Source organism: Silicimonas algicola, assembly GCF_003148765.1.
GTDB lineage: Bacteria > Pseudomonadota > Alphaproteobacteria > Rhodobacterales > Rhodobacteraceae > Silicimonas > Silicimonas algicola.
In genome coordinates this window covers 65,548-92,056 of sequence record NZ_QGGV01000003.1, presented here as the reverse complement: position 1 = coordinate 92,056, position 26,509 = coordinate 65,548, and the positions used below count along the sequence as shown (strand labels likewise).

29 protein-coding genes and 2 pseudogenes are annotated in these 26,509 nt (G+C 64.1%); 14 read left to right on the top strand and 17 right to left on the bottom strand.

The features are described 5' to 3' along the window. Positions 1-581 precede the first annotated feature (581 nt). The 3 genes and pseudogenes from C8D95_RS07845 to C8D95_RS07835 form a co-directional block, all read left to right on the top strand. The gene (locus C8D95_RS07845) at positions 582-1,892 is read left to right on the top strand and encodes a tetratricopeptide repeat protein (RefSeq protein ID WP_146202985.1); all 1,311 of its coding nucleotides are present in this window, start codon (positions 582-584) and stop codon (positions 1,890-1,892) included. 167 nt (positions 1,893-2,059) lie between these two features. Next, positions 2,060-2,233, top strand: a pseudogene (locus C8D95_RS22930) (transposase); the annotation flags it as partial. 205 nt (positions 2,234-2,438) lie between these two features. Further along, positions 2,439-2,898 (top strand): annotated as a pseudogene (locus C8D95_RS07835) (transposase); the annotation flags it as partial. A gap of 86 nt (positions 2,899-2,984) precedes the next feature. On the opposite strand, the gene C8D95_RS07830 reads toward C8D95_RS07835, so the two are convergent. The 11 genes from C8D95_RS07830 to C8D95_RS22250 form a co-directional block, all read right to left on the bottom strand. Beyond that, positions 2,985-3,863 (bottom strand): helix-turn-helix transcriptional regulator, encoded by an 879-nt coding sequence (locus tag C8D95_RS07830; RefSeq protein WP_126918541.1) that lies wholly within the window; start codon positions 3,861-3,863, stop codon positions 2,985-2,987. Between the two features lie 278 nt (positions 3,864-4,141). Continuing rightward, entirely contained in the window at positions 4,142-5,140 is a 999-nt protein-coding gene (locus C8D95_RS07825) for a type II secretion system F family protein (RefSeq protein ID WP_109758626.1), read from the bottom strand. 13 nt (positions 5,141-5,153) lie between these two features. After that, positions 5,154-6,140: a type II secretion system F family protein gene (locus C8D95_RS07820; RefSeq protein WP_109758625.1), complete on the bottom strand. Its 987-nt coding sequence runs from the start codon at positions 6,138-6,140 to the stop codon at positions 5,154-5,156. Positions 6,141-6,143: 3 nt separating this feature from the next. Continuing rightward, entirely contained in the window at positions 6,144-7,550 is a 1,407-nt protein-coding gene (locus C8D95_RS07815) for a TadA family conjugal transfer-associated ATPase (RefSeq protein WP_241239852.1), read from the bottom strand. Between the two features lie 12 nt (positions 7,551-7,562). Next, complete coding sequence (locus tag C8D95_RS07810) at positions 7,563-8,768, bottom strand: CpaE/TadZ family protein (RefSeq protein WP_109758624.1); 1,206 nt, start codon at positions 8,766-8,768, stop codon at positions 7,563-7,565. Between the two features lie 20 nt (positions 8,769-8,788). Beyond that, on the bottom strand, positions 8,789-9,529 hold the full coding sequence (locus C8D95_RS07805) for a TadE/TadG family type IV pilus assembly protein (protein WP_211312615.1): 741 nt from the start codon (positions 9,527-9,529) through the stop codon (positions 8,789-8,791). 2 nt (positions 9,530-9,531) lie between these two features. Then, positions 9,532-10,065 carry a TadE/TadG family type IV pilus assembly protein gene (locus tag C8D95_RS07800; RefSeq protein WP_109758622.1) on the bottom strand — a complete coding sequence of 178 codons (534 nt, stop codon included), beginning with the start codon at positions 10,063-10,065 and terminating at the stop codon, positions 9,532-9,534. A 9-nt stretch (positions 10,066-10,074) separates the two neighbouring features. Then, positions 10,075-11,913, bottom strand: coding sequence for a TadE/TadG family type IV pilus assembly protein (locus C8D95_RS07795; protein ID WP_206508473.1), 1,839 nt, complete (start codon positions 11,911-11,913; stop codon positions 10,075-10,077). A gap of 82 nt (positions 11,914-11,995) precedes the next feature. Then, on the bottom strand, positions 11,996-12,814 hold the full coding sequence (gene cpaB / locus C8D95_RS07790; protein ID WP_109758620.1) for a Flp pilus assembly protein CpaB: 819 nt from the start codon (positions 12,812-12,814) through the stop codon (positions 11,996-11,998). Between the two features lie 21 nt (positions 12,815-12,835). Continuing rightward, positions 12,836-12,994, bottom strand: coding sequence for a hypothetical protein (locus tag C8D95_RS21990; RefSeq protein ID WP_164721626.1), 159 nt, complete (start codon positions 12,992-12,994; stop codon positions 12,836-12,838). A gap of 75 nt (positions 12,995-13,069) precedes the next feature. After that, on the bottom strand, positions 13,070-13,288 hold the full coding sequence (locus tag C8D95_RS22250) for a Flp family type IVb pilin (protein ID WP_206508471.1): 219 nt from the start codon (positions 13,286-13,288) through the stop codon (positions 13,070-13,072). A 587-nt stretch (positions 13,289-13,875) separates the two neighbouring features. Here C8D95_RS22250 and C8D95_RS22735 point away from each other — a divergent pair. The 3 genes from C8D95_RS22735 to C8D95_RS07770 all read left to right on the top strand — a co-directional run bounded on the left by C8D95_RS22735 (position 13,876) and on the right by C8D95_RS07770 (position 15,072). Next, positions 13,876-14,007 carry a hypothetical protein gene (locus C8D95_RS22735; RefSeq protein ID WP_277601039.1) on the top strand — a complete coding sequence of 44 codons (132 nt, stop codon included), beginning with the start codon at positions 13,876-13,878 and terminating at the stop codon, positions 14,005-14,007. A 39-nt stretch (positions 14,008-14,046) separates the two neighbouring features. Further along, entirely contained in the window at positions 14,047-14,391 is a 345-nt protein-coding gene (locus C8D95_RS07775) for a TfoX/Sxy family DNA transformation protein (RefSeq protein ID WP_109758618.1), read from the top strand. A 228-nt stretch (positions 14,392-14,619) separates the two neighbouring features. Further along, positions 14,620-15,072 carry a DUF4112 domain-containing protein gene (locus tag C8D95_RS07770; RefSeq protein WP_109758617.1) on the top strand — a complete coding sequence of 151 codons (453 nt, stop codon included), beginning with the start codon at positions 14,620-14,622 and terminating at the stop codon, positions 15,070-15,072. Here C8D95_RS07770 and ndk read toward each other — a convergent pair. Then, the gene (gene ndk, locus C8D95_RS07765) at positions 15,039-15,461 is read right to left on the bottom strand and encodes a nucleoside-diphosphate kinase (protein ID WP_109759005.1); all 423 of its coding nucleotides are present in this window, start codon (positions 15,459-15,461) and stop codon (positions 15,039-15,041) included. The two genes, C8D95_RS07770 and ndk, sit on opposite strands and share 34 nt — an antisense overlap. 136 nt (positions 15,462-15,597) lie before the next feature. On the opposite strand from ndk, the gene C8D95_RS07760 reads away from it, so the two are divergent. Further along, entirely contained in the window at positions 15,598-17,439 is a 1,842-nt protein-coding gene (locus tag C8D95_RS07760) for an ABC-F family ATP-binding cassette domain-containing protein (protein ID WP_109758616.1), read from the top strand. Positions 17,440-17,767: 328 nt separating this feature from the next. Here the strand turns inward: C8D95_RS07760 and rpsI are convergent, their stop codons facing one another. Then, on the bottom strand, positions 17,768-18,271 hold the full coding sequence (rpsI, locus tag C8D95_RS07755; protein WP_109758615.1) for a 30S ribosomal protein S9: 504 nt from the start codon (positions 18,269-18,271) through the stop codon (positions 17,768-17,770). Positions 18,272-18,273: 2 nt separating this feature from the next. Further along, entirely contained in the window at positions 18,274-18,732 is a 459-nt protein-coding gene (gene rplM / locus C8D95_RS07750) for a 50S ribosomal protein L13 (RefSeq protein ID WP_109758614.1), read from the bottom strand. Positions 18,733-18,999: 267 nt separating this feature from the next. Between rplM and C8D95_RS21985 the strand changes: the two genes are divergently transcribed. Further along, the gene (locus tag C8D95_RS21985; RefSeq protein WP_164721625.1) at positions 19,000-19,149 is read left to right on the top strand and encodes a hypothetical protein; all 150 of its coding nucleotides are present in this window, start codon (positions 19,000-19,002) and stop codon (positions 19,147-19,149) included. Between the two features lie 44 nt (positions 19,150-19,193). Beyond that, on the top strand, positions 19,194-19,787 hold the full coding sequence (locus C8D95_RS07745) for a hypothetical protein (protein ID WP_109758613.1): 594 nt from the start codon (positions 19,194-19,196) through the stop codon (positions 19,785-19,787). Here the strand turns inward: C8D95_RS07745 and C8D95_RS07740 are convergent. Then, positions 19,779-21,587: an ABC-F family ATP-binding cassette domain-containing protein gene (locus C8D95_RS07740; protein ID WP_109758612.1), complete on the bottom strand. Its 1,809-nt coding sequence runs from the start codon at positions 21,585-21,587 to the stop codon at positions 19,779-19,781. The two genes, C8D95_RS07745 and C8D95_RS07740, sit on opposite strands and share 9 nt — an antisense overlap. A 45-nt stretch (positions 21,588-21,632) precedes the next feature. Then, positions 21,633-22,376 carry a GNAT family N-acetyltransferase gene (locus C8D95_RS07735; protein WP_109758611.1) on the bottom strand — a complete coding sequence of 248 codons (744 nt, stop codon included), beginning with the start codon at positions 22,374-22,376 and terminating at the stop codon, positions 21,633-21,635. A gap of 100 nt (positions 22,377-22,476) precedes the next feature. Here C8D95_RS07735 and msrB point away from each other — a divergent pair, with 100 nt between their 5' ends. Beyond that, positions 22,477-22,872 carry a peptide-methionine (R)-S-oxide reductase MsrB gene (gene msrB / locus C8D95_RS07730; RefSeq protein WP_109758610.1) on the top strand — a complete coding sequence of 132 codons (396 nt, stop codon included), beginning with the start codon at positions 22,477-22,479 and terminating at the stop codon, positions 22,870-22,872. A 17-nt stretch (positions 22,873-22,889) separates the two neighbouring features. On the opposite strand, the gene C8D95_RS07725 is transcribed toward msrB, so the two are convergent. After that, entirely contained in the window at positions 22,890-23,354 is a 465-nt protein-coding gene (locus C8D95_RS07725; protein WP_109758609.1) for an outer membrane protein assembly factor BamE, read from the bottom strand. A gap of 79 nt (positions 23,355-23,433) precedes the next feature. On the opposite strand from C8D95_RS07725, the gene C8D95_RS07720 reads away from it, so the two are divergent. The 4 genes from C8D95_RS07720 (at position 23,434) to C8D95_RS07705 (ending at position 26,428) form a co-directional block, all read left to right on the top strand. Next, a complete protein-coding gene (locus C8D95_RS07720; protein WP_109758608.1) occupies positions 23,434-23,973 on the top strand; it encodes a YceD family protein in 540 nt (179 codons plus the stop codon). 145 nt (positions 23,974-24,118) lie between these two features. After that, positions 24,119-24,325 carry a 50S ribosomal protein L32 gene (rpmF, locus tag C8D95_RS07715; protein WP_109758607.1) on the top strand — a complete coding sequence of 69 codons (207 nt, stop codon included), beginning with the start codon at positions 24,119-24,121 and terminating at the stop codon, positions 24,323-24,325. Positions 24,326-24,347: 22 nt separating this feature from the next. Further along, positions 24,348-25,460: a phosphate acyltransferase PlsX gene (gene plsX, locus C8D95_RS07710; protein ID WP_109758606.1), complete on the top strand. Its 1,113-nt coding sequence runs from the start codon at positions 24,348-24,350 to the stop codon at positions 25,458-25,460. Next, positions 25,457-26,428, top strand: a complete 972-nt coding sequence (locus C8D95_RS07705; protein ID WP_109758605.1) for a beta-ketoacyl-ACP synthase III — start codon at positions 25,457-25,459, stop codon at positions 26,426-26,428. Before plsX ends, C8D95_RS07705 begins: the two co-directional genes overlap by 4 nt. Positions 26,429-26,509 lie beyond the last annotated feature (81 nt).

Sequence of the window (26,509 nt, the reverse complement as noted above, 5' to 3'; positions counted from 1 at the left end):
TACGTGGGCCGCGCGCTCTAGCAACGATGGAGCGGATACCACCGCCGGAGCCGCGTTGAGACGAAACCTCGCGGAATCATGCTGCGGATAACCCTTGCGGGTCAGTGAATGCACGGCATGAAACTGCTGGCAGCGGCGAATGGCGAGGGGTTTCTACCGCCAGCACGCCGAGCTTCAGTCCGCTTCGCCGTCCTCAACGGCTACACGGGCGCTCGGCATACCCGTCACAGAAGCCGTAGGGTAGGTTCGTCCGCGGACAACGGAACCTCGGCCAGCGAACGGTTTCTGCAACAGCATCCCTCAGCCGACGCAAATGCCTCGCTTTTGACTTGGCCGAACGATGGTGTAGGGTTCTGACGTCTGGTTTCACTCGCAGCTCGCGTAATCTAGTCAATATGCGCATACTGGCAATCCTTGCGGCACTAATACTTCTGTGCGTCGGCTATGGGGCGGTCTGGACCGGACGGCTGGGGTCGATTGGTTCCCAGTCCTCCATGGAACGACCGCCTGAAGCAGCGCAGCACTCTTGGACGCTCGAGGAGCGATATGCCGTGATGCTTACGCAAGTCAACCAGTCAGCGGTGGACGCTGGCGACCACTTTCGTCTCGCGGAACTCTCCCTCTTTCTTGGACGGTGGTCAGAGGCCATCACCCAGCTGTCGGCCGCAATCCAGAGTGACTCCGACTTCGAACACGCAGGATCGGCACGCGCCGCGCGCGATTACATCGCGGCGATCACCGACAACGACGAGGACAGCGCACACGAAGCCTATTCTCGCGAGCGCAGCCATCTAGACAAGGATCCCGAGGACGGTGTCGCTGCCTACGTAGTTGTTCACTGGTTGCTCCGTTCCGACAATGGCACCCAAGCCCTGCCAATCATCGAGGCCCTGATTCAGCGGCAGCCGCACCTCTACCAGTACGACGAACTCAAGCTTGCCGCGCTCCAAGATGTTGGAGACAATCCTAGGATAGGCGCACAGCTTGCCTCGATGCACGCTAAGTACCCGGAAAGAAGGGAGCTCTCGGGATGGTATGTAGCCTGGCTCGAAGCGAATTCCGATATTCGCGCGGCGTCGGACATCTTGTTCGCCGAGACCCAGAAGGAAAGCCGAACGGAAACATCGATACCGAAGTATGTCGAGTTTCTGCAACGACACGGAGGCGACGGCGGCGCGGCCAAGAGACTCCAAGAACTCCTCGATGCGGGCGAACTTACCGTTGGCGAACCCGACTTTCGATTAGCTCTGGCTGACCTCTGGGAAAAAGTGGGAAATGTCCCGTTTGCGGTCCGAACACTAGAGGCGGTTGTTGAAGGTGGAGATGGTACCGGTAAAAGGTCCGACGCAATTGTCAGGCTCGCGCGACTCCTCGACGCTTCGGGCGATAGGCAAAGAGCCCGCTCAGAAATAGACAGGCTCCTCGGCTGGGACAGCGAAAATTCAGCAGCGCTGAAGATCCGGGCTCGTTGGAACCTTGAAGATGGCCTCGCAGATGATGCGCTCCGAGACCTCCTTGGGGCGAATCTCCAGCTTTCCCGGGATGCAGAATACGCGACGCTTCTCGGAGAGGTCTATCTTCTCCAAGGCCTTCGCACTCTGGCCGGCCAGCAATTTGCCTTGGCCTATGAATATTCGAGAGGGGCCGCACCGGAGGCGAAGCGCCTTGCCAACCACCTCATTTCGGAATTGAATTATGGAAGCGCCGACTTGCTACTTGAAACAGCGCTGGACCGTCATCCCGAAAACGTCGAACTTCTAAAGCTAGCGATAACGGTTGCATCGGAGCTTGGTGACGAAGTCCGATCCGCTTCTCTTACGGAGCGCCTACGCGTATCGGATGACGCTGCCGCAAGTGTCCTCAATGGTGATACCACCGAATATCGGCGCTGATGCGGTTCGAGGTGCGACCAAGGCGCAAATGCTGATCCTCGAAATCCGCTGCACCGAAGGCGACTACCGTTAAATCCACCGCTAGAACGTGGTCTGCGGGATGACGGATGATATGACCCCCGGAACCGCCCCGCTCCTGGTTAAAGTCTTGAGCACCGAATCCCTGGCTGGGAGAGGAGCGGAGTGCCCATGAAGGCGAGCAAGTTCACGGACGCGCGAGACAGCCGTTCATCATTAAGCAGGCTGAAGACGGGACGCCTGGCGCGGAAGTCTGTCGCAAGCCCGGGATCAGCTCGGCGACGTTCTTCAATTGGAAGAAGAATGCGGGCCTGATGCCGTCCGAGATGAAGCGCCTTCGGGAACTCGAGCAGGAGAACGCGCGGCTGAAGAAGATCGTTGCGGACTTGTCGCTCGACAAAGAGATGCTTCAGGACGTCATGAAGCGAAATCTCTGAGGCCTGCCCGGAAGAGGACGCTGAACGACGAGATGCGGGCAGATTGGCAGGTGTCGATCCGCCCGGCCTGTGCGGTGAGCCCGTTGGATCCGAGCACACACTGGATGTTCGAGCGGTTGAGATCACCGGGAGCCACATCGGCGATGCACCGGGTCCTGCCCGGCCTGCTCAGCCAGACTTCAACTGGCGAGGAAATCGTCAGCGTCAGGGCTAATGGCGCCCGTGTTACGCGCAAATGCAATAATGCGATTGCTGACCGCGGCGCCCACGCCGTCATCCCACACTGAAAGAACGCGAAGCCGTGGAAGACCGTCACCGCTGGCGCGGTACGAGGCCCTGCGGGCGGCGAAACAGCTCGGCCGCGCGATCTGGCGAAACTGGAGCGGATACCACCGAGGAAACCGTGCCGAAACGAAGATGCACTATATGAAACTGCTTGGGCAGCGCCTCATGGCGTGGGACTTGAACGACAGGTCGCGGTGGTTCAAATCCGCATCGCCCTCATGAACCGCTACACAGCGCTTGGCGTCCCTGTCACAGAAACCGGGGGGTACATTCGGCCGGGAAAAGGGGAACCTCTAACATCAGGCGCTTTGTGCAACAGAGCCCCTGAGTCGTCGGCCTCGACCGTCGCGCCTCAGCCGGCGATGGCGCGCCTCTTCTCCTGGGCGGTTTCGGTCGCCGGCGATAGGATCCTAAATAGAAGCTCGGGCATCCCCGTGGTTTCAGTCTTGGAATAGATCGACCGCAGATGCGTTCGCACCGTGGCCTCGCTGAGACCAAGCTCATCCGTCACGGCCTTCACCGACAGACCCCGCGACAGCAGAAGGCAGACACGAAACTCGGCGCGGCTCAGGTTGGCGGGATTAGATGCGTCGAGAACCGGAATCGTCCGGCGGATTTGCCCCACCTGCGCAGCTATGCGTCGCGCGGCAATCATGCGGTCGTCCATGCTGGCCCCGGTGACGAGACCCGGTTTCCGGCCTGCCCAGGACCGAACGAGCGTCGGCACCAACGCCTCGAATTCAAGGCGTTCGAAATGTGTGAAGCCACGGGAGAAATGAAGCTCGATGAAATCCCGGCGACGGGCATCGATGGCCAGGGGCAGGCTGACGATCTCGGCGACGTCGCGCGATATGCGCCAGTTCTCCAGAAGGTCGGTACCCGCCCAGGCTCGGTCGGTCAGAAGGTCCGTCAGGAACCACGCCGTGGAGGCGCGGACCTTGGGGTAAAGATACCCCATGGCATCCCGGCACAGACCACGCCGGAGAAGCGGCACGTCGGGATCGCCCTCGCGTGCGTCGTAGACAGCCACGGTACGCGGCCGATCCTCGTTCGTGTTATGTCGCGTGATCGCTGCGGCGTCTGCTCCCAAGCCCGACGCCAGCGTCGCAAGAGCGTCCTTGAGCGGCATCGACCCGTGCAATCCACCGCACCAGCCGGCGATCCCATCCAGCACCTTCAGCGTCGGCCCTAACCGGCTGGAAATAGGTGCGGACCCATCCCTAGTGTCCACGTCTCTGTCCTCTAAACCAAAACACGCACAAGCCGGGAGTTTCCCCGTGGACTGCTCAATAAAAAAACCGATCTCAATGGGTGGTCGATTTCCCCTCCCGGCAATCAGACCGCAAGGGCGACGGTGCGTCAAGGACGCGACACGTCTGACGCTCTTCAGGGTTAAGCCGAAGGAATGGTTCTCGACAAATCGGCAACAGTCGTTGCACGAGGACCGCTACTGTTGGCGCGAGACGAATGACGCCCGAGTCAGGGCGCCCGCCCGTGCTGCACGTCGCGTCAGCCGCCGAAGGTGTTGACCCACCGAATCGCGATCGGACCCAGGATGAGAAGGAAAAGTGCCGGAAGCATGAGGGACGCCATGACGCCCGACATCTTCACCGGCAACTTGTTGGCCATCTCCTGCGCCTTCAATTCGCGCGTGATGCGCATCTCGGAGGCATAGGTCGTCAGCGCCCCGGACACGCTTGTACCGAACTGGATCGACTGAAGTATGACGCTGGCGAAGGACATCACCTCGTCCACGCCAGTCCGCTGCGCCATGTCCATCAGCGCCTTTTCGCGGTCGCCACCGGCCGATACCTCGAGCTGCACAAGCCGGAATTCCTGCGCGATGGCCGGGGCCGACGCCTCCATCTCGTTCGAGACCCGCGTCATGGCGGCGTCGAAGCCGAGGCCCGCCTCGACGGCAACGACCATGAGGTCGAGCGCGTTCGGAAAGGTCTCGGCGATCTGGAGTTGGCGTTCGTCCGACTTGGCGCGAAGCCAGAGCGCCGGGAAGAAGTAGCCGATCACCAGAAGCGAAGTGAGGACGTAGTAGGTCAGCATCGTGCTCTGACCGTCGATCAGGGCGGCGACACCATCGGGCAGCGGAAGAAGCGTCGCCTTCCGAAGTGCCAGGACGGCGAGGTAGAGCGCCGGCAGACCTGCGGCGAGAAGGATGCGGATCGTGTAGAACTTGAAGATCGCGTCGCGCCCGACCATGCCCGCGTTCATCAGCTGGCGCCGGACCTTGGTGCGCTTCTCGCGCGAGTGCGGCATGAGCGCCTTCATCAGGCCCTTGGGGTCGACGTCGGCGTTGTTCAGAAGACCGGCCTCGAAAGCCGTCCGCCGTGTCACGGCCTTGCCGGCGTTGTAGCGCCGACCGACCGGGTTCGAGGCGACGAGGCCGCCGAAGAAGCCATAGACGATCAACAGGGTCCCGATGAAGATCCCCATGATGACGAGGCCGCCGGCTGACCCGACGTTCCCGAAGAAGGCTGTGATCTGTTCAAGCATCTCTGTGCCCTCCTCAGAACCGGAAGTTGACGAGCTTGCGCAGGATCAGCGCATTCAGGACCGAAAGCGTGACGATGGCGATGCCAAGGGGAACCGCCTCGGGTTCGTTCGCGATCGAGCCATAGTAGCTGGGCGTCAGAATCTGCATCGCCACGAAGATCAGCACCGGGATGAACGACAGGAACGCGGCTGTCAGCCGGCCTTCCGCGGTCAGTGCCTTGACCTTCTTGCGCATGTTGAGACGGTCGCGGATCGTCCGCGACAGGACGTTGAGAACCCGCGCCAGGTCGCCGCCGGTGCCGTGCTGGATCGCGATGGCGGTGGCGAGGTAGTGGACGTCCTCCTGGTCGATGCGGGACGAAAGGTCGCGGAAGGCCTCAGTCAGGTCGTCGCCGAAGCTGACCTGGTCGACCACGATGCCGAACTCCGAGCCGATCGGGTCGGGCATGTCGTTCGCCACGGCCGCCAGCGTCGTGTTCAGCGGGTGTCCCACCTTCAGGCCGCGCGCCATGAGGTCGAGACCATCGGGCAATTGCTTGACGAGAAGGTTCATCCGCTCGTTCCGCTTCATCCGCACCTGGAGGATGGGAAGGAACAGGCCGACGACGAAGCCAAGCGCCAGCGCGTTGAGCCAGCCCATGAACTGCATGCCCACGACGAAGATCGCCACCGCGGCGGCGAAGCAGGTCACGAGGAAGGCGCCCGGCGCCATCGTGATCCCGCCCTGTCTGAGAACCACCGGCAGGTCGCCGACGAAGGGAAGTCTCTCGACGAAGCTGCGCTTTTCGGTCGGCTTGAGGATCTTGAGGATTTCCTCGGTCGTGGCGCCCTTCTGGATCAGGCGCATCCGGCGGCTCTTGGCCTGCTCGACGTTGGCCGTCCGCGACAGCATCTGCCGCAGGCCCTCGAACACCAGGAGCAGCCCGAGGACGGCACCGACATAGGTGACGAAGCGCAGGTCGACCTGGGCCAGAAGATCGGTGATGGTCTTCATGTCCATGACTTACTTCCCCCGTGCCAGGAACGAGGTCTGGCTGAGGTCGACGCCGGACGCGAGCAGCGCCTCGGCGCACTTGGGCCGCATCCCCGTCGCCATGAACTGCCCCTGAACCTCGCCGTTCTCGCCCTTGCCGGTCTTCTTGAAGACGAAGATGTCCTGCATGGTGATCGTCTCGCCTTCCATGCCCGTGATCTCGGACACGCTCATCACCTTGCGGTTGCCGTCCGACAGTCGGTTGAGCTGGACGATGAAGTTGATGCCGGACGCGATCTGCGACCGGATGGCCGAGAGTGGCAGGTCGAGCCCCATCATCGACACCATCTGCTCGATCCGGCTGAGAGCGTCGCGCGCGGTGTTGGCGTGGACGGTCGTCATCGAACCGTCGTGGCCCGTGTTCATCGCCTGGAGCATGTCGAAGGTCTCGGAGCCGCGCACCTCGCCCACGATGATCCGGTCGGGGCGCATGCGAAGCGCGTTCCGGACAAGATCGCGCTGGCTGATCGCGCCGGTGCCGTTCGGGCTGGGCGGACGGGTCTCGAGCCGGACGACGTGCGCCTGCTGAAGCTGAAGCTCGGCCGCGTCCTCGATCGTCACGATGCGTTCGTGTTCGCTGATCGACCGCGACATGGCGTTCAGAAGCGTCGTCTTGCCCGAGCCGGTACCGCCCGAGATCAGGATGTTCATCCGCGCCTCGACCAGCGCCTGCAGCAGACCCGCCGCCTCCTGGCTGAGCGACCCGAGCTCGATCATCTTGTCGAGAAGGATCGGCTTCTTCGAGAATTTGCGGATCGACAGCGACGGCCCGTCGATGGCGCAGGGGCGGATGATCGCGTTCACACGACTGCCGTCGGGCAGTCGGGCATCGACCCAGGGCTGGCTTTCATCGACGCGGCGTCCGATGGACGACACGATCTTGTCGATGATCCGCAAGAGGTGCCGTTCGTCTCGGAAGCGGACCTTGGTCGCCTCCAGCACGCCGAAGCGCTCGACGTAGACGCTGTCATGACCGTTCACCAGGATGTCGTTCACCGTCGGATCGGCCAGGAGCGGCTCGAGCGGACCGTAGCCCAGCACCTCGTGCATCAGCTCGTCGACGATGAGCTTGAAGTCCTCGGTCCGCATCGGCCGCTTTTCCTCGGCCAGGACCGCCTGCGCCAGGTTCGCGACTTCACGGCGCAGCTCGTCCGTCTGCACCTTGTCGATCACGCTGAGGTTCAGCCGCTCGAGCAGCGCCTCGTGCAGCCGGCTCTTCAGCAACAGCCGGTCGGTCAACTCCTTGTCGTTGCCGGCAAGCGAGCGCAACGCCGACGAGGTGACGCGGTTCGCGGCGTCCATCCCCTTCTGGCTTGTGCCATTGACCGCCACCGCGGCCGGGGTTTTCACGTCGGACTTTCCGAAGGACTTGAACATGACCGTGTCTCCTTAAACTCGTACCGAAGCCTTGGACTTCGGCAATTCGGCGATCGTGGACTTCGCGAGCGCGGCGATCCCCTTGTAGAGATCGGACCGGCCCGCCACCTCGGACACCGGCTTGCCATAGTCGACGGCCTCGCGGGCCGCCTTTGGATCGTGCGCGATCCAATGAGTGAACGACGTGTCGAGCGCCTTCTGCGCCTCGCGGTGATGCTCCCGCAGCATCATCGGCTTCTTCTCGTGGTTGACGATCAACTCGATCGGAAGCTGCGCGTTGTCGGCAAGGACGAAATCCATCAGCCGGCGCGCGGCGCGGACGGCGGGCACCGTCATGTCCATGACGATGTACATCCGGTCCGTCTCGGCCAGAACCGGCTCGACCCAGCTGACAAGGGCACGGGGCAGATCGACGACGACATAGTCGAACATCAGCTTGAGCGTCTTCATCAGCGCGTCGATCTGCTCCGGCTGGAGCGAGTCGAGCGGCGCGAACTTGCGCGGAGCGGCGAGGACGCTCAGCCCCGACGGCAGGCGCACGATCGTCTGCTCGATCCAGTGCGCGTCGGGCAGGAAATGCTCGGAGGCGAGTTGCAGAAGTCCCTCCTGCTCGTCCATGTCGAGGAAGTCGCCCACGGTTCCGAACTGAAGGTCGAGATCCACGATGCAGACGCGGTTGCCCGCCTCTTTCTTGAACGTGCCCTTCCGCTGCAGAAGCTGGTCGGCGAGGTTCACTGCGACCGTCGTCGACCCGATGCCGCCCCGCGCCTGAGAGACCGCGATCAGCTTGCCGGTCGCCGCAGAGGGGCCTGAGTACCGCTCTTCGGTCTCGGCCCGGCGACGCGCGATCCACGAGCCTACCACCTCGACCAGTTCGCCCGTCGACGATGGATAGGGTAACACGTCGTCCACCCCGGCCCGCGTCAGCGCGCGCGCCTTCGACAGGGGCAGGTCGCCGTCGGTAAGCGCGAGGTAGACCGTGCCCGGCTTCCGCTGCTCGGTCAGATGCTCGATCGCCGTCAGGTCGGCCGCGTTTGACGGATCGGTCGCAAAGATGACCACGTCATGATCGGCCGCCATCTTCACTGCGGCCCCGTTCAGCTGCGAGACCGACGCCGCCTCGGTCGCCACCCTGGCGCCTTCGATCTTGGACAGGGCTTCTCCGACCCGGTCCGATATCGCGCCGTCGGAGGAGATGAGGAGGATGGAATTGTGCATCGGTTGGTCCTTGATGTGGTTCAGCCGCGGGTTCCGAGATTCATATCCTCGGCAGGCAGAGTGACGGAGATATCCGGGAAAGGGATACGAGCCGCGTTGGTGCCGTCGCCTGTCGGGATGCCATCGGCGTTGGCGGCACCCGCTGTAGAAGCGAGTGCGCTGAGCGGTGTCATGAATTCGAAGCAGAACAGCGGATATCTTGGGGCGTCTTCGTCGCCTTCCACGGGGTCTTGGGTGCCGCACACATTCTGGGCGCCCACCAACTCCGCTGTGATGTTGGGAACGTACGGTCCACCCACAAAACCTAGATTGCGGTCGTAGTTGTAGCGCAGAACTACATTGGCGCTAGTAGCGCCCTGTGGCAATAGCGGCTCGATCAGATCAAAGATTTCGACAGCGGCTGCCTGCGCCTCGAGGCTCGCAGCATTTGGCTCGGACAGCCTACAACTACGGTTAACCTGCTGGCAGATGCCATTATTTGCGCTACAAAGGGTGCCGGCGGGATATTCTGCGCTGGTGCCTTCTTCTCGACGATGATGCAATGGAATGTTGGCGCAAATAGGCGGCCGGACCGAGGCGATACGGGTGGCACGCTGCATTGCTTTCTCGGTCGATACCCAATTGTAACCAAGTCGGCCAAAATCGAGGATGGCAAATAGGATCAGGAGGAACAGCGCGATGACGACCGCGAACTCGACCATGGTGGTTCCGGTTTCGTCTTTGCGGAACCGACCGGGCAGGGATTTCAAGTGAATAGTCACGGTCACACCCCATAAACCCGAGAAAGATCTGTTATATCGCGCCACAAGGGTTCGAGTACCCTTTGTCCGTTCAGCTCGAGGATGCCTACCAACGGGAAGGTTATCGTGAAGCGCGCCGTAACCTCTGCCATCGGCACGCGGGCTTGCCGATAACGGTCAGCGTCAGCGTGGCTAACGCAGGTGACACTTCGAGAAACCCAGTCAAGCACGACGAGTTCGGGAAGAAAGCCATCAATTTCAGTATCCATGCTCCGCTGGACAATGGCGTAATACCTGTCGCCGTCGTTGTAAGTTATAACTTCTGGAACGCCGACGCTGCCGGCATCGGCGCAGATATCGCCGTTCGTCGTTCGAGCCATATAACGCGCCGCATCACGAACACCGACGATGGCGCCCTGATAGGAAAAAAACAAACGCGTGAATTCGACGATCACGAAGAAGGCAAGTAGAAAGACCGGAAGAAGCAAAGCAAATTCTACGAGCGCCACACCGTCCTCGGACCTCCGGAACTTGATAAGGGCAGTTCTGATTTTCATGTCTACGCCCTACCGGTAAAGCTGCACGAGGTTGCGGAAGGTGCCTTCCGCGACGTTGTCGGTGCCTCCGTTAAGCGCACCGCTGATGACCTCGGCGTAGAGCTCACGGGTTGTCCCGCTCGGACGTGCCGGGTTCAGCAGGAACAGTTCCACGAAGTACTGCGCCAGGAACTGTCCCGACCTACCATTCAACTGGTCGCGGCCAAACGGGTTGGCATTACTGCTCCAGTATTCGCAGTCGACGGCAGCGGCAGTAATGACGCGGCGGCGCGGGTCATCCGAAGCAAGTGAGTTGCCGGCGTTGTCGGTGCTGCAGGAAGGCAAAGAACTTCCCTCGCGAACGTAAGCAGGATTTGCATCACCGGGGTTGATGTAGATGTCTTTTATCAGGTCAAGCGGCCCGCCAGGCCGGGGGTTTGGTACTACGTCCGGACCCGCAGAGTAGGCACCAGAATTTGAGTAGAGCGACGTCGCGACCTCTGCATTGTAATACTGCCAACGGGTAGTGTCGGGGCCAGCGCGCACCACAGGCTGTGTCTCAAGAGGCGGAACGGGAGCAAGGATGTTCGTTGCTCCAGGTCGGAACGGGTCGTCGACGTGATACATCGTACCATCATCATCAATCCATTCCTCGTGGTCCTCGACCCTACCAAGGGAATCAGGGTCCACCGAATAATTCGCCTCGACATAGTCAATCCGGCCTTGCGTCCAATCAGAGTCGCCATAGCGGTCACCCGCGCCGGAGTACGCGGTACATTCGCTCACGCCGACGTCTCGGAAGCAATCGTCGGGCGGCAGATCCATCGTCGTGCTTGTCGTATCTGGCGATGAGTTGTTGCCGCAGGTCGAGCCATCGACGTAACTCTTAGTCACCACGGGCGCAGGTGGATACCTGGGATCGTCTTCCATGTCCATCTGCGCCGAATCGTACATGTCGAAGAAAGAATTGAGCGTCGTAGGCCTCCAGCCCTCGGCCCTCCCCGTCATGGTGCTGAGGTAGCCGTTCTCGAAACAGAGTGAAAGCGCCCCTTGGCCTGCGACGAGGCACGCATAGAGATCGTTGTTTCTCAAGCCATAGCAGGGACCACCTGGGTCGGTCAGATCCTCCGCAGGCACCTGATCGAAGACGTCGAGCCAGGCAAAGTTGCCAGGATGCCAATCCCCGCCGTTGCCGTTGCCCCCTTCGGCAACGAGCCGGATTGTCTGGCCGATGTTGGCGGAAGGATCCCATGGTTCCCCGCTAGCCGGCGTTGGCGGCATGCAAAAGAAGATCGGACTGACATCGCAGGCGAGGCTTGTAAATCCCGCGACCGCCTCGGCGCCGACCATCTCGGTCGGCAGGTCGTCGGTCGAGAAGATCGACAGGAGTCGCGCAAAGGCCCAAGGCACCTGGACGCGCTTGTCGCCGCGCTCGTCGTTGATCATCGAGATACGGACGAAGCGTGCCACGAGATCGTTGGAAGCCTCGCCCGGATCGAGCCAACCATCGGCCGGCAGTCGTGTCATCGGCGTGAAATCGGCTGCGGGAAGCGTTGAATAGAAATCGAGGTGGAAGGATTCCCCGTCGAGGTCCGTATCTCCGTTCCCGCCGATGGCAAACCTGTCCCGGATCAGGTCGTTCGCCGCATTTTGAGAGCGCTGCAGGGCGCCCGGAAAGCCATTCAACTCGCCTGCTGCGGCCAGTGCCACGTTATCGACGAAGGACTGAAGTTCCGACTGGGTCGAGGCGCGCCGACCGATATCGAAGGAGAGCGCCGCGAGGAGAAAAATGGCGGCGCAGCAGATGGCGAAGAACACCAGAAGGGCGCCGGTCTCGTCTTTGGCGAAGCGCTTTGCACTCGGTACCATCACATGCCGTCCCATTCCAATGTCCCCCAGGCGAAACTGCGGTGCGGGGCCCAGAGAGCAGATCCGGGCCGCCGCCGCAGGGTCAGTTGGTGCGTTCTTCGACTTCCACGTTCTCGATGTTGACGCCCGCGCGACGCACCTTGATGGTCATCTTCGGGCCTTCCTCGGTCGGAGATTTCTCGCGGATGATGTCCGACAGCCTGATCGACTCCATCGGCTCGTCCACAACCGAGTCGAGCGTGCGAAGCGAGAGCGAAAGCTGCCCGGCCTTCTCGGCCAGCGCCAGCTTCTGGCCCTGCTCGGGCGTCACCTCGACCGTCACAGTCTTGGCGACGTTCGCCGTCTCGTTGTTCTCGTCGGCCTGCTGGTCGACGCCGATGATGCGGATGTTCTGAAGGATGGTGACCGCCCGAAGGCTCTCGCCGCCGCCTTGGGTAAGCACGATGTCAACGGTGTCGCCCGGCGTGACGAAACCACCGACTGCGGTTGATGCGTTGACGCGGATCGCCATGGCTCGCGAGTTCTTGCCGAGCGTCTGGGTGATCGTCACCTTCTCACCGAACTCGGAGAGCTTGTTCGCAAGGACGAGCTCGCCTTGGGCGATCGCCCGTTTGGCGCGGCGTGGCTCTTGTCCGGCTTCAGGAACTAGCGTCGAAAAATCGCTGTAGGTGCCCGGCGGCACCGCGTCGGTCGGCCACTGGATCGTGGTCAGCTTGTGCGCCTCGATCGTCTTACCGAAAGGGATGTCCTGAGCGGCCACGACCACGCTGACGAGTTTCGGCTCGTTCGCGTCGATGGAGGCGGTCGCCGTCTGGACCTGGAGAAGCTCGCGAGAGGCATAGACCGAAAAGCCGGCGACGCCGATTCCGATCACGAGGGTCAGTAGCGAACGCATACGCATGAAATCACTCCTTAAGTGGCGTCAGAAGGCGCTGGTGGTTTCCCGGATCTCCGTGCCGACTGCGTTGGCGAGGGCGGATATCGTTGCACTACCGACGATAATAACCACCAAAAGAGCCACGGCGTACTCTACAAGAGTTGCTCCGGCGGCGACGACAATGAATTTACGGATCGCGGTCATGTTTTGAATCTCAGAAGTGTCTACTTGCAAGCAAGGAGAGGCCGGCATTGCTTGAGGCAATGCCGGCACATCATCTCACGGAACGGTAGGCGCAGGCACCACAGGCGCGGCGCAATCGGCGCCGCCGTCGGCGAGGGCGCTCGTGCAGGCGTTGCCCATGACCTCGGAAACATCGCCACCGAGAGCAAGCAGCGCCGTTCCACCAACGACGATCGCCAGGATCAGCGCGACGCCGTATTCGACCAGGGTCGCACCGTCTTCGGATTTACGGAATTTCAGGAAAAGATTGCGCATTTCAGTACTCCTATTACGCATGACTTGGAGATGAACGCATCACGCGTCCCCACCCGAACCGGCGACATCACTGTCCCCCCCGGCTCATTTCTTAAGATACCGACCGCCTTCCCCTCCCACATCGTCGATTCAGATGAGAATTTCGCTCTTAGGTTGTTTTCTTGGACAAATGTGGCTGGATTCGGACGGATTGCGGCGGAGACTGGCCGCCTGAAGGGCGATTCCCTCGGCGGAAATCCGCGAATCAGGGCTGTGGATGACCTTCGGCGCGACGCCCGGCAACAACACGCCGAATGAGAGGTGATTGATGCAGAAACGCCCACAAATACCCCTGATTTCTCAGGATTCCTCGGCAACGGCCCCAATCCCGCTGCGCGGTTTGTCGCCTCCAGCACCGGCCCGGCAGCCTGTGGATAATCTTCTGAACAACTTTCCTGCGGCAAATCGAGCCGCCACATTCTCGCCACAATCCGGTCACCCGTCGCCCCCGCCCACGAAATGACCCCCTCGTCGTCCGACACGGGCCATCTTTTCGCCCCTTGCCAAGGACAGCGTAAGACAGGGGCGATCCGGGACTGGAGCTGCGCATGAGCGACGACAAGACCCCCGACCCGCAGGGCTGGACGCCCCGCCGCGACCCCGAGGCGCAGACGCCCCCCGCGCGCGGACCGAAGGACGCGCCCCTGCCGCGCCCCATCCGCGACTGGGCCTCGATCTGATCCTTCCGCCGGCACGCGCGGGGCGCTAACCTCGGCCCCATGAGCGAGCCCGTCACCGCCATCCGCAATCTCGGCCCGGCATCCGAGAAAGAATTCGTCCGCGCCGGCCTGCCCACGGCCGACGCGATCCGCGCCATCGGCGCCGACACCGCCTACCTCCGCCTTCTCGAGACCGGCACCCGCCCGCACTTCATCGGCTACTACGCCCTCGTCATGGGCCTTCAGGGCCGCCCCTGGCACGACTGCAAGGGGCCTGAGAAGGATGCCCTGCGCGTTCGCTTCGATGCACTCCGCGCGGGGGCACGCCCCAGGCCGCAGAACGACGGGCCCAGCCTCTCGCTGCGCCGCGAGTTGGACGGGCTGGGCGTCCGGCTCGATTCCTGAGCGGCACTTTTTCGGAACCGCCCGCGTTTCCGGAGGTTTCCCTGCCATGACACAGGCGTCCGATCCCCCCCGCCCGCGCGAAAGCAAAGATGTCCTTCGCTCTCGCCTCGCCCGCATCGCCCCCCTGGTGGAACGCGCCACGGGCGAGCCGCTGCAAAGGCCGAAGACTCCCTCGCCCCGCAAGGCGCCATTGAACTACCGCCGCTCGTTCAAGGATTGGGCCTCGATATGACCGACACCACCTATACCCGCAGGTACGACGGCGTGGACGACCTCGCCCGCCTCGCCAAGCTCGAGCGCATGGCCAGTCTCATGGACAGCGCCCTTCGCATTCCGGGCACGCGGATACGCGTCGGCCTCGACAGTATCGTGGGTCTCGTCCCCGGCATCGGCGACACCCTCGCCCTCGCCCCGTCCGCCTGGATCATCGGCAGCGCCTGGAACATGGGCGCGCCCAACCACGTCCTTGGCCGGATGGCGGTCAACTCCGGCATCGACTGGGTCATCGGCACTATCCCCCTTCTCGGCGACCTGTTCGACGTCGGCTTCAAGGCCAACCTCCGGAACGTGGCCCTGCTGAGGGAGCATGTCGAAAAGACAAAGGGCCGCCCCGATGGACGGCCCCTGACTGTCGACGCGTCAGCCGTTCAGCCGACGAGTTCCATTCCCGCGAAGAAGTAGGAGATCTCGTCCTTCGCCGTCTCGGGCGCATCCGAGCCGTGGACCGAGTTCTCGCCGACCGATTCCGCGAATTCCGCGCGGATCGTCCCGGCGGCAGAGTCCTTGGGATTGGTCGCGCCCATGACTTCGCGGTTCTTCGCGATGGCGCCTTCGCCTTCCAGCACCTGCACGACCACCGGTCCCGAGGCCATGAACTCGCACAGCTCGTCGTAGAACGGCCGCGAGGCGTGGACCTCGTAGAACTTGCCTGCCTGCGCCTTCGTCAGGTGGATGCGCTTCTGCGCGACGATGCGAAGGCCCGCATCTTCGAACTTGGCGTTGATCTTGCCGGTCAGATTGCGCTTGGTCGCATCGGGCTTGATGATGGAAAGGGTGCGTTCGGTCGCCATGGTCATGTGCCTCTCAGGACGTCCCGGCGGGGCGCCCCATGCGTCCCACCCCGGATTTGGCCGCCCGCCTAGCATGGCGGTCGCGTGAGGGAAACCCCGTCTGGCGGACCTCCGGCAAGGCTGCTAATGCCGCCCCATGCTCAGAGTCGACGACATCCGCTACTCGGTCGAAGGCCGCCCTTTGTTCGAGGGCGCCTCGGCAACCATTCCCGACGGCCACAAGGTCGGCTTCGTCGGACGCAACGGCACCGGCAAGACCACGCTCTTCCGCCTGATCCGGGGGGAGCTGGTGCTGGAGGGCGGCGACATCCGCGTGCCGAAGGGCGCCCGCATCGGCGGCGTGGCGCAAGAGGTGCCGGGCTCCGAGACCTCGCTGCTCGACACCGTGCTCGAGGCCGACACCGAACGCGCGAGCCTGATGGCCGAGGCCGAGACCGCAACCGATCCCACGCGCATCGCCGAGATCCAGACGCGCCTCGCCGACATCGACGCCTGGTCGGCCGAGGGTCGGGCGTCGGCCATCCTCAAGGGCCTCGGCTTCACGACCGAAGAACAGGGAATGCCCTGCTCGGCCTTCTCGGGCGGCTGGCGGATGCGCGTGGCGCTGGCGGGGGTTCTGTTCAGCGCGCCCGATCTTCTCCTGCTCGACGAGCCCACAAACTATCTCGACCTCGAAGGCGCGCTCTGGCTGGAAAGCTATCTCGCCTCCTACCCGCACACCGTCATCGTCATCAGCCACGACCGCGGCCTTCTGAACCGCGCCGTGACGTCCATCCTCCATCTCGAGGACCGAAAGCTGACCCTCTACCAGGGCAGCTACGACACCTTCGCCGAGACACGCGCCGCCCGCCTCGCCGTGGCCGAGGCCGAGAACCGCAAGCAGGAGGCGCGGCGCGCTCACCTGCAAAGCTTCGTGGACCGCTTCCGCGCCAAGGCGTCGAAGGCGGTGCAGGCCCAGTCGCGGCTGAAGATGATCGCGCGGATGAAACCGATCTCGAGCCCGCAGGAAGCGGCGCTGCGCCGCTTCACCTTTCCCGAGCCCGAGGAGCTGTCGCCCCCCATCATCAACATGGAAAGCACCAGCGTCGGCTACGACGGGCGCGCCGTACTGTCGAAGCTCAACCTCCGGATCGACCAGGACGATCGGATCGCGCTTCTGGGTCGCAACGGCGAAGGCAAGTCGACGCTGTCGAAACTGCTGGCGGGCAAGCTCGACCCCTTGGGCGGACGCATCACGCGGGCCCGCAAGCTTCGCATCGGCTATTTCGCGCAGCATCAGCTCGACGAGTTGCACATCGACGAGACGCCCCTCGACCACATCCGCCGTCTGCGGCCCGGCGAGACCCCCGCCAAGCTCCGCGCGCGTCTCGCCGGCTTCGGCATCGGCGCCGAGCAGGCCGACACCGTTGCGGGACGGCTGTCGGGTGGTCAGAAGGCGCGTCTTTCGCTTCTTCTCGCCACGCTCGACGCGCCGCACATGCTGATCCTCGACGAACCGACCAACCACCTCGACATGGAAAGCCGGGAGGCGCTGATCGAGGCGCTGACCGCCTATTCCGGGGCAGTCATCCTCGTCAGCCACGACATGCACCTTCTGTCCCACGTCGCTGATGCCCTGTGGCTGGTGAAGGACGGGCGCGTGGCCCCCTGGGACGGCGATCTCGAGGATTACCGGCGGATGCTTCTCGACATGCCTGCGCCCAAGTCCGGCAAGAAGGAACGGGCGCCGTCCGCCAGCCGCCACGACATCGCGCAGCTTCGTCAGGCGGTGTCGGACGCCGAGTCGCGCGTCGGCAAGCTGTCGGAGATGCGCGAGAAGCTTTCGGTCAAGCTCGCCGATCCGGCCATCTACGAAGAGACGCGCCTTAAGGAAGCCGAAGGCTGGCAGAGGAAGTTCGCTGAGGTGGAGCACGGTCTTGAGCGTGCCGAGGCTCTGTGGCTGAAGGCTCTGGAACGCCTCGAGCAATCCGGCGGCTGACCGGGCTGCGCAGGCGGCAACGGATTGTTTCCGTGAGATCGGCCAGATTTCGCCACAATCACGCCATGATCGGTGCTAGTTTCTGCCTTGTTTAAGAGTGTTCAAGGAGTCACCTGTCATGGCCGTTTACGAGTTGCTCGGTATTTCCTCTCTTCTGTCGGCCGGTATCGCCGTTGTCCTTCTGGCGCGACTGGTGCGCAAGTCGCGCTGAACCGACAGACCGGAAGGTGAAGAAAAGCGCGCCTTGCAGGGCGCGCTTTTTTCTTTCGGTCCAATAGCAAAGGGCGCGACCGAAGCCGCGCCCGATGCTGATCGTGTGTCCCGAAACTCAGCGCTTCGAGAACTGGAAGCTCTTCCGGGCCTTGGCGCGGCCGTACTTCTTCCGCTCGACCACGCGGCTGTCGCGGGTCAGGAAGCCGGCGGCCTTGAGAGCGCCGCGCATGCTGGGATCATAGAGCTGAAGCGCTTTCGAGATGCCGTGCTTTACTGCGCCGGCCTGGCCTGAAAGACCGCCGCCCTTGACGGTGGCGACCACATCGAACTGGCCGTCGACGCCAGCCACCTGGAAGGGTTGGCGAAGGATCATCTGAAGCACGGGGCGCGCGAAGTAGACCGCGATTTCCTTGCCGTTCACGACGACCTTGCCGGAGCCCGGCTTGATCCAGACGCGGGCAACCGCGTCCTTGCGCTTGCCGGTCGCATAGGAGCGGCCGAGCGAGTCACGGACTTGCTCCCGCGGCGCACGTTCTTCGGCAGGGGCGCCGGTGACGCCGCCGATGTCCTGCGAAACGACGTCCTTGAGATCGTCCAGCGTTTTGATGTCTTCGGCCATCTTCAGCTCCGGGTGTTCTTCTTGTTCATGGACGCGACGTCCAGAACGGTGGGCTTCTGCGCTTCGTGCGGGTGCTCGGTCCCGGCGTAGACGCGAAGGTTGGTCATCTGCTTTCGCGACAGCGGGCCGCCGGGAAGCATGCGCTTCACGGCCTGCATCACGACGCGCTCGGGATGAGCGCCCTCGAGGATCTGACCCGTGGTGCGCGACTTGATGCCGCCCGGAAAGCCCGTATGCCAGTAGTTCGGCTTTTCGCGCTTGTTGCCGGTCACCTGGACCTTCTCGGCGTTGATGACGATGACATTGTCACCCATGTCCATGTGTGGGGTGAACGACGGCTTGTGCTTGCCGCGCAGGCGCATGGCGACGATCGAGGCAAGGCGGCCCAGCACGACGCCTTCGGCATCGATGATGATCCACTGCTTATCGATGTCCGCCGGTGTTGCGGTGAACGTCTTCATTGTCTCTGCCCTGGATGGGATTGCGTTTGATGTGCGGCTTCTAAAGGAATCGGCGGCGCCGTCAACGTCAATCTGGCCCAATAAGTCATTAAATTTCAGCAGCTTGTTATTATGGTATTGGAATACCCCAAAATTGTCCGGGTTTGGCGCGCCTCCGAAACGCCTGAAAGAACCTCGAAAAATCCGTCCCTTGGCAATCGGATGGACCCAATTCGCGTCCAGTATGTTGTCCAGTGAGAGTATTTTCGAGTTCGGGATGGACATCGCATGATCGCCAACTTCTTCCTCCTCTTCCTCGCCGCGGGTTTCGCGCTCGCCACCGTCGCCATCGGCCTCGGCAACCCGGTCCCCGTCGTTGTGGCCATCGCCGCGGCGACCATCGTGTTCCTCAGCGTCAGCCGCCGCTCCGAGGGCTGATCTTTCCCTTTCCGAAGCGATGCGCCGCGCCCTAGACTCGGGGCATGACGCATCGCAACCGTATGCTGGCCACCGGAGATCTCGTGGCGGACCCCGCTCGAGGTCTCTTCATGGGGAATCGCGGCATCCTCCACGACGAGCGGGGCCACATCGGCCGCGCTCTCTGGAAACACAAGTCCTGGATCATCTGCGTTCTCGAGCACAAGGGCTGGCACCGGACGGTCATGACGCCGGGCGCCTATACCGAACTGTTCTTCCTCGACGACGCCGTGGCCCTCGCCGCCGGCCATCGCCCCTGCGCGCTCTGCCGTCGGAGCGCCTTCGATGCCTACCGACGGGCAGCGGGTCTCACGTCCAGAGCAAGTGACATGGATGACCGCCTCCATACCGAACGCGCCATTCCCCGCACCTTCGGCCAGCGCCGCTACCAGACCGATGCGGCGACCCTGCCCGACGGGGCGATCATCCTCGACACCATCCCGCTGCTCGTCCAGGGCGACCGCCTGCGTCCGGTGTCGCCCTCAGGCTATGGCGACCCCCGCCCCCGCATGACGGGTATCGTCACCGTCCTGACGCCCCCGACAAGCGTCGCTGCCCTCAAGGGTGGCTTCAGTCCCGTCCTTCACCCGTCAGCCTGACGCCTTTTCTTCCAGCGCCAGCCACTCCTCCTCGGCCGCGGCCAGCTTCGACTGCCGCTCCGCGAGGGCGTCGGTCGCCTTGCGGAATTTGACAGGCTCGCGGCTGAACAATTCGGCGTCAGACATCAGAAGCGACAGCTTCGCGATTTCCGCCTCGAGCCGCGCGATTTCCTTCGGCAGCGCGTCAAGCCGGTGGCGCTCCGTAAACGTCAGGCCGCCATCCTTCGATGCGGTTTTTTCTTGCTCTTGCCGACGCTTGTCGGCCCTTGTGGAGGAGACGGAGGCCTCGACCAGCTTCCGCTTCGGCGCATAGTCCGACCAGCCGCCGGCATGGACGACGATACGTCCCTGCCCTTCGAACGCGACCGTCGTGGTCGCCACCCGGTCCAGAAAGTCGCGGTCGTGGCTGACCAGTAGAACCGTGCCGTCGTAGTCGTCGAGGATCTCCTGAAGCAAATCCAGAGTCTCGATGTCCAGATCGTTGGTCGGCTCGTCCAGCACCATCACGTTCGACGGCTTGGCCATCAGCTTGGCAAGCAGAAGCCGGGCCTTTTCGCCGCCCGAGAGCGATCCCACCGGCGCGCGGGCCTGCACCTCGTCGAAGAGGAAGTCCTTGAGATAGCCGACGACATGCCGGGGCGTGCCCCGCACCATGACCTGGTCGGCGCGTCCCGACACACGCATGTCGGTGTCGCCCGTCATGCTTTCCCAAAGCGTCATCTCGGGGTCGAGCGCGGCGCGGCGCTGGTCGAACACGGCGATCTCCAAACCTGTGCCAAGCGTGATCGTGCCCTCGTCGGGCGCAATCTTCCCGGTCAGCATCTCGATCATCGTGGTCTTGCCCACGCCGTTCGGCCCGACGAAGGCAACCCTGTCGCCCCGCAAAACGCGCAGCGAGAAGTCGCGGCAGATCAACTTGTCGCCGTAGGTCTTTGAAATGCCTTTCGCCTCCATCACTCGACGACCCGACTTCGGACCCGAGTCAAGCGCCATCGCCGCCGTGCCTTCGCGCCGGATCTGCGAGGATCGTTCCTCCCGAAGCGACTGAAGCGCCCGTACCCGGCCCTGGTTGCGCTTGCGCCGCGCGCTGATCCCTTCGACTGCCCACTTCGCCTCGGCCTTGATCTTGCGGTCGAGCTTGTGGCGCGCCTGGTCCTCTTCGAACCAGACGGTGTCGCGCCAGTCCTCGAATCCTTCGAAAGCACCCTCGCGACGCCGCACCTCGCCCCGGTCGATCCAGAGCGTCGCGCGGGTCAGGGCGCGCAGGAAGGCGCGGTCGTGGCTGATGAGGACGAAGGCCTGGCGCATCTCGGACAGCCGATCCTCCAGCCAGCCGATGGCCTCGATGTCGAGGTGGTTCGTCGGTTCGTCGAGAAGCATCAGGTCCGGCGCTTCCGCCAGAAGCTTCGCCAGCGCCGCCCGCCGCCGCTCGCCGCCGGAAGCGGTCTCGACCCGCTGCGAGAGGTTCAGCTTCAGACCCTCGGCCGCCGCTTCGACCCGCCAGGCATCGGCCTCGCCCAGGTCGCGCAGGGCGAAGTCCATCAGCGTTTCGCAACCGGTCATCGCCGGCTCTTGCTCCATGTAGCCGACGCCATCGCCGGGCGAGAGGACGCGGGCGCCCTCGTCAGGTTCGACGAGACCCGCCATGACCTTGAGAAGGGTCGACTTTCCCGACCCGTTGCGCCCGACCAGCGCCAGCCGGTCGCCGGGCTGGACGGTCAGGGACAGGCCCTGGAAAACGGGATCGCCGCCGAAGGTCAGCGAGATGTCGGTGAGTTGCAGGAGAGGGGGACGGGCCATGATGGCGGGGCGTAGAGCCGCCGCAGCGCAACGTCAACACCGCCCTCAGGCGACCGAGGCCCGCAACAGCCGCGCCCGCGCAGCCGGGATCCGCCCGATCTCGAGCCCGGTGAAGACGTGCAGCGTGCCAAGGTCGCGGTCGACAACGGCATGATCCGACACCCATCCGCCCATCCCGAGATAGGACCGCAGAAGCGGCGGCATCGTCTTCAGCGCCCGAACCCGGTCCGGCGAGCGCCTCAGCCGGGCGGCGAAGCGAAAGACATCGGGCGCCTTGATGCGCGGAAGCCACCTCTTGGGCGCGAGGTGCCGCTCGCGCAGCATCGCGAAGGCGTCGGCGTAATCGGCCCAGTCGGTGCCCTCGAACGACGAGCAGCCGAACAGCATTCCGACGCCCTCGCGGTCGACGAAGTCCGTCATCGCGCCCCAGGCGCAACGCAACACGTCCGGGGCGTGCAGGCCGGGGCGAATGCAGAACCGCCCCATCTCGACCATCGGCCGGTCATAGGACGCCAGAGCCGCCAGGTCGTAGTAACTTGCCGAGTAGCTGCGCCCTATCTCGGCCCCCGAGGTCAGCGGCAGGAACCGGAAGGTCGCGGCGAGGTCGGCGGACGCGTCCTCGACGAGGACATGCCGGCAGATGGCGTCGAATGCGTCCGTCTCAAGGCCGCCGGGCCTTGCTGGCAGGCTCCGCGCCGTGACGAAGGCGAGATGGCGCAGCGCCTGCGCGCGCCGCAGGTCGTCGTCCGTCGTCGCCAAACGCGCCCTAAATCGCTCTCGTGACCGCATTCGCGGGCCTCCGGCACTGGCGGCTTGGCGCCGCGCTCCTAGATATTGACGGCCCGAGGATGCCGCGCAAGCTGCGACGGAGACATGACAGGAGGACGACATGGCCGAGAAGGTGACCAAGACGGACGCGGAATGGCGGGCCGAGCTCGACGACCTGGAATACAAGGTGCTGCGCAAGCACGGGACCGAGCGCGCCTTCACGCACGACGACTTTCCCAAGACGCCAGGCACCTTCCTGTGCAAGGGCTGCGGCGCGCCCCTGTTCGACCAGGCGCACAAGTTCGAGTCGGGCACAGGCTGGCCGTCGTTCTACCAGCCGGCCGATCCCGAGATGGTCGAGGAGAAGGAAGACCGGAGCTTCTTCATGCGCCGGACCGAGGTTCATTGCTCCCGCTGCGAGGGACATCTGGGGCACGTCTTCCCCGACGGCCCGAAACCCACGGGCCTGCGCTATTGCATCAACGGCGTGTCGCTGGAGTTCGAGCCGGAGGAATGACCCTCCGGCCGCGCATCCTAGTTGGAGTCCCGGCTGCCGCCGCCAAGGAACTGGCCCGCGTCGATGTTGCCGAGGTTGGAGAAGAGCTGGCGCAGGAAACCGACTCCGCGCGTGTTCGACGTGGTGACGCGGCGGTTCAGCGCCACGACCCGGCCGTTCTCGAGGCCGAAACGCTCGATATTCTCAACGACGCCCGTTTCGGTGAAGCTGACCGCGACGACCTCGCGGTCGGTTTCGACCGGCGCACGCCAGAGGAACCTCTCGTAGTCCGACTTGACGTAGTACCATCCCCGGTCGTCGATGACGCCCTCGGTTCCCGGCTGTCCGGCGATGCGCGCGACGGTTTCCTTGGTGTCGCGGCCAACCCGGATATCGCGCAGCGTCGATTCGTCAGGGATATAGCCGTGGCTCGAGTCGATGCGCGCGCAGCCCGGCACGGCTGCCAGGGCCAGGATCACCATCGCCGTCCGCGCTGCCGTCATGTCGCTCGCCCCTTGCCACGCGGCCCGCTGCCGCCTAGTCGGCATATCCAGACTGCGCCTGCTGATCAAGGAGAGGCTCATGCCTGAAAGCCGCTTCCCGGTCGCGAAGATCCGCGACATCGTCTCGTTCGCCGTCGAGCCCGACGCCGCGGCGCGTGACGCCCTTGCCACCGAACTGGGGATCGTGGGTCTGAAGAAGCTGCGCTTCATCGGCACCCTCGCGCCCTCAGGCGGTCGCGACGTGACGCTCGAGGCCGACCTGGGCGCGACGGTCGTTCAGTCCTGCGTGGTGACAGGCGCCCCCGTCACGACCCGCATCGACGAGGAGGTGACGCGCCGCTACCTCTCGGACTGGATCGAGCCGGAAGGCGACGAGGTCGAGATGCCCGAGGACGACAACGCCGAGGCCCTGCCCTCGATCGTCGATGTCGAGGCGGTGATGGTCGAGGCCCTCGCGCTCGCCCTGCCCCTGTTTCCCCGCGCGGAAGGTGTCGAGCCTGTCGAGGTCTCGGTCACCGAACCCGGTCGCGCCCCCATGACGGACGAGGATGCAAAGCCCTTCGCCGGACTCAGGGCGCTGCGCGACGGACTCTCCGGAAACGAAGACAAGGACGCCTGAAAACCCGCTTGCCATCCTGAGGAATCGCAGTATGTTCCGGCCCTCATTCGTACAATGGGTTGGACATGGTGCGCCCCGGGGCGTAAGACCGGTTCGACCTCAGAAACCGGGGCACGGCCCCTCCGTCTAGACCGAGGAATTGGACATGGCTGTCCCGCAGAACAAAGTCACCCCGTCCCGCCGGAACATGCGCCGCGCGCATGACTCGCTGACTGCGGGCAATCCCGGAGAGTGCCCGAATTGCGGCGAACTCAAGCGTCCGCACCACGTCTGCGGCGCCTGCGGCCATTATGATGACCGCGAAGTGATCGCGCAGGCCGACGAGATCGACCTGGACGACGACGCGGCCTGAGCGTCCTCGTGACGCCGTGGCGATGACGGACCAGACCGATCGACCCTCCGGCGCCGCGACGCCCATAACCATTTCCGTGGACGCAATGGGCAGCGACCTGGGCCCGACGGCGATCGTCGCCGGGATCGCCAAGAGCGTCCAGAAAAACCCCTCCGTGCGTTTTCTCGTCTTCGGGCGTGAATCGGAAATCAGGCCGCTGATCGACAAGCGCCGGCTCGGCGCTCGGGTCGAGGTGCGCGATGCCCCCGATGTCGTCCGCATGGACGACAAGCCCTCCCATGTCATGCGCAACGGCAAGTCCACCTCGATGTGGGCTGCCGTCGACGCGGTGAAGTCGGGAGAGGCGCAGGCCGTGGTGTCCTGCGGAAACACCGGCGCGCTGATGGCGGTGTCCATGCTGCGGCTGAGGAAACTGCCCGGCATTGACCGCCCCGCCATCGCGTGCCTCTGGCCCTCGCGCAATCCGGGCGGCTTCAACGTCATGCTCGACGTGGGTGCGGACGTGCGCGCCGACGCCAAGGACCTTCTCCAGTATGCGCGGATGGGCGGCAGCTATGCCCGGAATGGTCTCGGCGTTTCGCGCCCACGGGTCGGGCTCCTGAATGTGGGGACGGAGGAAAACAAGGGCCGGCCCGAGATGAAGGAAGCGCACGACCTGATCACGGCGGCCGCCGACGAGGCCAAGATCGACTTCGTGGGCTTCGTCGAAGGCGGCGACATCCCCTCGAACCGCGTCGACGTGATCGTGACCGACGGCTTCACCGGCAACGTGGCGCTGAAGACCGGCGAGGGCACGGCGCGTCTGATCCGCGACCTTTTGCGCGACGCTTTCCGGGCCACGCCGCTCAGCCGCATCGCGGCCCTCCTCGCCGTAACGTCGCTCGGCCGCCTGTCGAAGCGCATCGATCCCCGCCGCGTCAACGGCGGTGTCTTTCTCGGCCTCAACGGCACCGTCGTGAAAAGCCATGGCTCGGCCGACGCCACAGGCGTGTCGGCCGCGATCAAGCTTGCCTTCCAACTTGCCGAGTCACGCTTCACCGAACGTCTCGCGGCGCGGGTTGCATCCGGCGACACCGACGGGCAGGATGCCGCGACCGAGACCGCACGAGCGGCCGCAGACGAGCAGGCAAGATGACACTACGCGCCGTTGTGCGAGGCGTCGGGCACCATCTGCCCGCCCGCGTCGTTCCGAATTCCTGGTTCGAGGACAAGATCGACACCACCGATGAGTGGATCGTCTCGCGAACCGGCATCGAACGCCGCCACTTCGCCGCCGAGGGCGAGACCACCTCGGGCATGGCCGCCTCGGCCGCCGAGAAGGCGCTGAAGATGGCAGGCATCGCCGCCACCGACGTCGACGCGCTGATCGTCGCCACCTCGACCGCCGACCTCACCTTCCCCTCGGCCGCAACGATGGTGCAGGACCGTCTGGGCATGACCGGCGGCTTTGCCTTCGACATCCAGGCCGTCTGCGCGGGCTTCGTCTTCGCGCTGGCGCAGGCCAACGCGCTGATCGTGTCCGGCCAAGCGACGCGCGTCGTCGTCATCGGCGCGGAGACCTTCTCGCGCATTCTCGACTGGGAGGATCGCGGCACCTGTGTCCTCTTCGGCGACGGCGCCGGTGCCGTCGTTCTCGAGGCCGAAGACGGACAGGGGACGAACGACGACCGCGGCATCCTCGCCACCGACCTCCATTCCGACGGACGCCACCGCGACATCCTCTACGTCGACGGCGGCGTCTCGACCCAGACGACAGGCCTCCTCCGCATGCAGGGCAAGGAGGTTTTCCGCCACGCGGTCGAGAAGCTGGCCCAGACCGCCCACACCTCGCTCGGCAAACTGGGGCTGACCGGCGATGACGTCGACTGGATTGTGCCGCACCAGGCAAACCTGCGGATCATCAAGTCGACGGCGCATAAGATGGGCGTCGGCATGGACCGCGTCGTCGTTACCGTGCAGGACCACGGCAATACCTCGGCCGCGTCCATCCCGCTGGCGCTGTCGGTCGGCGTCGAGCGCGGCCAGATCAAGCGGGGCGACCTCGTCGTCACCGAAGCGATCGGGGGCGGACTGGCCTGGGGGTCGGTGGTGCTGCGGTGGTGACCTTGGACGGCACGTTGGACGCGTAGAGCGGACCTTCCGGGAAGCCCACGCGGGTCACCAACAGGGGCAGCAGGCAGGCCT

Excerpts from the sequence above, each read along its gene's own strand:
- C8D95_RS07825 (WP_109758626.1), bottom strand. The coding sequence starts at position 5,140 with ATGCTTGAACAGATCACAGCCTTCTTCGGGAACGTCGGGTCAGCCGGC.
- C8D95_RS07820 (WP_109758625.1), bottom strand. The coding sequence starts at position 6,140 with ATGGACATGAAGACCATCACCGATCTTCTGGCCCAGGTCGACCTGCGC.
- C8D95_RS07815 (WP_241239852.1), bottom strand. The coding sequence starts at position 7,550 with ATGTTCAAGTCCTTCGGAAAGTCCGACGTGAAAACCCCGGCCGCGGTG.
- C8D95_RS07810 (WP_109758624.1), bottom strand. The coding sequence starts at position 8,768 with ATGCACAATTCCATCCTCCTCATCTCCTCCGACGGCGCGATATCGGAC.
- C8D95_RS07800 (WP_109758622.1), bottom strand. The coding sequence starts at position 10,065 with ATGAAAATCAGAACTGCCCTTATCAAGTTCCGGAGGTCCGAGGACGGT.
- C8D95_RS07795 (WP_206508473.1), bottom strand. The coding sequence starts at position 11,913 with ATGGTACCGAGTGCAAAGCGCTTCGCCAAAGACGAGACCGGCGCCCTT.
- cpaB (WP_109758620.1), bottom strand. The coding sequence starts at position 12,814 with ATGCGTATGCGTTCGCTACTGACCCTCGTGATCGGAATCGGCGTCGCC.
- C8D95_RS21990 (WP_164721626.1), bottom strand. The coding sequence starts at position 12,994 with ATGACCGCGATCCGTAAATTCATTGTCGTCGCCGCCGGAGCAACTCTT.
- C8D95_RS22250 (WP_206508471.1), bottom strand. The coding sequence starts at position 13,288 with ATGCGCAATCTTTTCCTGAAATTCCGTAAATCCGAAGACGGTGCGACC.
- C8D95_RS22735 (WP_277601039.1), top strand. The coding sequence starts at position 13,876 with ATGAGCGACGACAAGACCCCCGACCCGCAGGGCTGGACGCCCCGCCGC.
- C8D95_RS07775 (WP_109758618.1), top strand. The coding sequence starts at position 14,047 with ATGAGCGAGCCCGTCACCGCCATCCGCAATCTCGGCCCGGCATCCGAG.
- C8D95_RS07770 (WP_109758617.1), top strand. The coding sequence starts at position 14,620 with ATGACCGACACCACCTATACCCGCAGGTACGACGGCGTGGACGACCTC.
- ndk (WP_109759005.1), bottom strand. The coding sequence starts at position 15,461 with ATGGCGACCGAACGCACCCTTTCCATCATCAAGCCCGATGCGACCAAG.
- C8D95_RS07760 (WP_109758616.1), top strand. The coding sequence starts at position 15,598 with ATGCTCAGAGTCGACGACATCCGCTACTCGGTCGAAGGCCGCCCTTTG.
- rpsI (WP_109758615.1), bottom strand. The coding sequence starts at position 18,271 with ATGGCCGAAGACATCAAAACGCTGGACGATCTCAAGGACGTCGTTTCG.
- rplM (WP_109758614.1), bottom strand. The coding sequence starts at position 18,732 with ATGAAGACGTTCACCGCAACACCGGCGGACATCGATAAGCAGTGGATC.
- C8D95_RS21985 (WP_164721625.1), top strand. The coding sequence starts at position 19,000 with ATGATCGCCAACTTCTTCCTCCTCTTCCTCGCCGCGGGTTTCGCGCTC.
- C8D95_RS07745 (WP_109758613.1), top strand. The coding sequence starts at position 19,194 with ATGACGCATCGCAACCGTATGCTGGCCACCGGAGATCTCGTGGCGGAC.
- C8D95_RS07740 (WP_109758612.1), bottom strand. The coding sequence starts at position 21,587 with ATGGCCCGTCCCCCTCTCCTGCAACTCACCGACATCTCGCTGACCTTC.
- C8D95_RS07735 (WP_109758611.1), bottom strand. The coding sequence starts at position 22,376 with ATGCGGTCACGAGAGCGATTTAGGGCGCGTTTGGCGACGACGGACGAC.
- msrB (WP_109758610.1), top strand. The coding sequence starts at position 22,477 with ATGGCCGAGAAGGTGACCAAGACGGACGCGGAATGGCGGGCCGAGCTC.
- C8D95_RS07725 (WP_109758609.1), bottom strand. The coding sequence starts at position 23,354 with ATGACGGCAGCGCGGACGGCGATGGTGATCCTGGCCCTGGCAGCCGTG.
- C8D95_RS07720 (WP_109758608.1), top strand. The coding sequence starts at position 23,434 with ATGCCTGAAAGCCGCTTCCCGGTCGCGAAGATCCGCGACATCGTCTCG.
- rpmF (WP_109758607.1), top strand. The coding sequence starts at position 24,119 with ATGGCTGTCCCGCAGAACAAAGTCACCCCGTCCCGCCGGAACATGCGC.
- plsX (WP_109758606.1), top strand. The coding sequence starts at position 24,348 with ATGACGGACCAGACCGATCGACCCTCCGGCGCCGCGACGCCCATAACC.
- C8D95_RS07705 (WP_109758605.1), top strand. The coding sequence starts at position 25,457 with ATGACACTACGCGCCGTTGTGCGAGGCGTCGGGCACCATCTGCCCGCC.